The organism is Arthrobacter sp. P1_A5 (assembly GCF_056406825.1).
On record NZ_JBFTZL010000253.1, the window covers coordinates 1 to 4,071 of the forward strand.

At 68.5% G+C, this 4,071-nt stretch carries 3 protein-coding genes; all 3 read left to right on the top strand.

Annotated elements, in window-relative coordinates:
- Positions 1 to 215 precede the first annotated feature (215 nt).
- A complete protein-coding gene (gene dusB, locus AC1D1S_RS19725) occupies positions 216 to 1,394 on the top strand; it encodes a tRNA dihydrouridine synthase DusB (protein WP_018774562.1) in 1,179 nt (392 codons plus the stop codon).
- Positions 1,378 to 2,676 (top strand): deoxyguanosinetriphosphate triphosphohydrolase, encoded by a 1,299-nt coding sequence (locus AC1D1S_RS19730; protein ID WP_243179636.1) that lies wholly within the window; start codon positions 1,378 to 1,380, stop codon positions 2,674 to 2,676. The genes dusB and AC1D1S_RS19730 overlap by 17 nt, the downstream gene beginning before the upstream one ends.
- Positions 2,677 to 2,728: 52 nt before the next feature.
- The coding region (gene dnaG / locus AC1D1S_RS19735; protein WP_476995281.1) for a DNA primase at positions 2,729 to 4,071 on the top strand (1,343 nt) is incomplete at its 3' end.

Consider the following 4,071-nt stretch of genomic DNA (forward strand, 5'->3'; position numbering starts at 1 on the left):
GCATCGGGCCGGCTGGGACTGGGCCGGATGAGACCGAGCCAGACCTAGTCGGGTCCGGCGGTGCCGGTGCCGGTGGCGCCACCCGCCGCGGGCGGCGGGCCGCACTGCGGGGCTGACTACGAATCTGCCCGCACCGAACGCCGCCAGATCGGGGAGATTTCCACATAGCCGGAGCGGGACCGGGCCGATTTGCCCGTCTTTGAGACAATGGTCGGGTGACTGTTGTAGCAACCCCTCCCGCCCCCAAGCTGGAACTCCCGCCCCTGAAGCTGGGCCCGATCACGGTGGACACCCCCGTGATCCTGGCTCCCATGGCGGGCATCACCAACTCCGCCTTCCGCAGRCTGTGCCGTGAATACGGCGGCGGCCTGTACGTGGCGGAGATGGTCACCTCGCGTGCCCTCGTCGAGCGCACGCCGGAGTCGCTGCGCATCATTTCGCACGACGACGACGAAAAAGTCCGCTCCGTCCAGCTGTACGGCGTGGACCCCGTCACCGTCGGCCAGGCCGTCCGGATGCTGGTGGAGGAGGACCGGGCGGACCACATCGACCTCAACTTCGGCTGCCCCGTGCCCAAGGTCACCCGGCGCGGCGGCGGATCGGCCTTGCCATGGAAGATCGACCTCTTCACCTCCATCGTCCAGACCGCGGTGAAGGAAGCCTCCAAGGGCAATGTCCCGTTGACCATCAAGATGCGCAAGGGCATCGACGAGGACCACCTGACCTACCTCGACGCCGGCCGGATTGCCCGCGATTCCGGCGTCGCAGCCGTCGCCCTTCATGGCCGAACGGCAGCACAGTTCTATTCCGGCCAGGCCGACTGGTCCGCCATCGCCCGGCTGCGCGAGGCCCTGCCGGACATTCCCGTTCTCGGCAACGGAGATATCTGGTCCGCGGAGGACGCAGTCCGGATGGTCCGCGAAACGGGTGTGGACGGCGTCGTCGTCGGCCGTGGCTGCCAGGGCAGGCCCTGGTTGTTCGGCGACCTCATGGCCGCGTTCGAAGGCAGCGACCAGCGGCACCGGCCGGACCTGCGCCAGGTTGCCGAGAGCGTGTACCGGCACGCTGAGCTCATGGTCGAGACGTTCGGGGACGAGGGCAAAGCCCTGCGCGAAATCCGCAAGCACATTGCCTGGTACTTCAAGGGCTACGTGGTCGGCAGCGAACTGCGGACCAAGCTRGCGCTCGTCACCAGCCTGGAGGTGCTGCGCGGCACCCTGGACCAGCTGGACCTCGACTCGCCGTATCCCGGAGGCGACGCCGAGGGTCCGCGCGGCCGCGCCGGTTCGCCCAAAAAACCGGCACTGCCCAAGGACTGGCTGCTGAACCGGACGCTGGATGATGCCCAGACCCGCGATATTTCCTTCGCCGAACTGGATGTCTCCGGTGGCTGAGACCCGGACCACCGCGCCCGTCCTCGACGGGTATACCTCCCGCGACTGGGCCCGCTGGGTCGAGGAGCCGCCCAAGAGCACCTACCGCTCGGACTTCGAGCGGGACCGTGCAAGGGTCCTGCACTCCTCGGCGCTGCGCCGGCTCGGCGCGAAGACCCAGGTGGTGGCCCCGGATACCGACGACTTCGTCCGGACCCGGCTCACGCACAGCCTCGAAGTTGCCCAGGTGGGCCGCGAATTGGGCCGTGCGCTGGGCTGTGACCCCGACGTCGTGGACACCGCATGCCTCAGCCACGACCTCGGCCACCCGCCTTTCGGCCACAATGGCGAAGCGGCCCTCAACGAAGTGGCGCACGGGATCGGCGGCTTCGAGGGCAACGCCCAGACGCTGCGGCTGCTGACGCGGCTGGAGCCAAAGGTCCTCGCCGCCGACGGCCGGCCGGCCGGCCTGAACCTGACCCGGGCCAGTCTCGATGCCGCCGCCAAATACCCGTGGTCCGCGGTAAACGCCCCGGTCATCCACGGGGAGCGGACCAGCAAGTTCGGTGCCTACGAGGACGACCTCCCCATCTTCGACTGGATCCGCGACGGCGCCCCGGAACGCCGGTCCTGCCTCGAAGCGCAGGTCATGGACCTGGCGGACGATATCTCCTACTCGGTGCACGACGTCGAGGACGCGATCGTCGCGGGGCATTTCCAGCTGCGCTGGATGGACAACCCGGACCACCGCGCCCGCGTCGTCGGCTACGCCAAGCAGTGGTACCTGCCGCACAACGATCCCGCCGCGATCGACGCCGCCCTGGCCCGGCTGGAGGCCACGGACGTCTGGGTGCGCGAGGCCGACGGCAGCCGCAAGGCCATGGCGGCGCTCAAGGACATGACCAGCCAGCTCATCGGCCGCTTCTGCCAGAGCGCACTGGAGGCCACCCGCACGGTCTACGGCCCGGAAAACCTGACCCGCTACAACGCGGAGCTGATCGTCCCGGATGAGACCGTGATGGAAATCGCGGTCATGAAGGGCCTGGCCACCACCTTCGTGATGACCACCGAACACAGGCAGCCCATCTACGAGCGCCAGCGTGAGGTCCTGCACGCCCTCGTCACCGCACTCAGCGCCACGGGGGCCCGCCACCTGGAACCGATGTTCGCCGCCGACTGGCTCGACGCGGGCGACGACGCCGCGCGGCTGCGTGTCGTCATCGACCAGGTCGCGTCGCTGACGGACGGCTCGGCGCTGGCCATGTACGAGCGTCTCGTGGGCAGCCTGCCGTCGCTGTGGTGAGGGCCACCATGGCCGGCCCGTCGGCGTCATACCCGGGGACTAGGATGGCAATGTGGCCGGCCTGATCAAACGCGAAGACATCGATGAAGTACGCCAACGCACCGACATCAAGGAAGTCATCGATGGCTACGTGACGCTCAAGGGAGCCGGGCTCGGGTCCTACAAGGGTCTGTGCCCCTTCCACGACGAGCGTTCACCCTCCTTCACCGTTCGGCCCCAGGTTGGCCGATACCACTGCTTTGGCTGCGGCGAGGACGGCGACGTCATCTCCTTCGTCCAAAAGCTGGACCACATCTCCTTCCACGAGGCCGTCGAGAAGCTGGCCCACCGGATCGGCTTCGAGCTCCACTACGAGGACGGCGGCTCCGGGCCCAACCGGGAGGACATCGGCCGGCGCCAGCGGCTGCTGGACGCGCACAAGGTGGCCGACGAGTTCTTCCGCGCCCAGCTGCTCACCCCCGGCGCCGCAGAGGGCCGCAACTTCCTCTACGGGCGCGGCTTCGACCGCGCGGCGGCCGAACAGTTCGGTGTGGGCTACGCGCCGCAGGGCTGGGACTCGCTCCTCAAACACCTCCGCGGCCGCGGCTACACGGACCCGGAACTCAAGCTGACCGGCATGTTCTCTGAAGGCGGCCGGGGGATCTATGACCGTTTCCGCGGCCGGCTGATCTGGCCCATCCGGGACATCGCCGGCGACACCATCGGCTTCGGTGCCCGCAAGCTCTACGAGGACGATCAGGGACCAAAGTACCTGAACACCCCCGAAACCGCGCTTTACAAGAAGTCCCAAGTCCTCTACGGAATCGACCTCGCCAAGCGCAACATCGCCAAAGACCGCCAGCTCGTGGTGGTGGAAGGCTACACCGACGTCATGGCCTGCCACCTGGCCGGCATTCCGACGGCGGTAGCCACGTGCGGGACCGCCTTCGGCACCGAGCACATCAAGATCGCCCGCCGGCTGCTCTCCGACGACGGCAGCGGTGGAGAGGTCATCTTTACATTCGACGGCGACGCCGCCGGGCAGAAGGCCGCCCTGCGCGCCTTCGAAGAGGACCAGCGGTTTGTCGCACAAACCTTCGTGGCGGTCGAACCCAACGGCGCGGACCCCTGCGAACTGCGCCAGTCCAAGGGCGACTCCGCCGTCCGGGATCTGATCGGTAGCCGGCGCCCGCTGTTTGAGTTCGCCATCCGGGCCACCCTGAAGCGGCACAATCTGGACACGGTCGAGGGCCGGATCGCGGCCCTGCGTGAATCCGCGCCCGTGGTGGCGCAGATCCGCGACGCCGGAATCCGGCCGGCCTATGCCCGGGAGCTCGCCGGCTGGCTGGGGATGCCGGTCGAGGAGGTCAGCAGGGCCGTCGGCGCGGCGACCAAGCGCGCCGCACAGGCTGCATC

Bases quoted from the DNA above. Each gene is read 5' to 3' on its own strand.
- AC1D1S_RS19730 (WP_243179636.1), top strand. From the start codon at position 1,378: ATGTCTCCGGTGGCTGAGACCCGGACCACCGCGCCCGTCCTCGACGGG.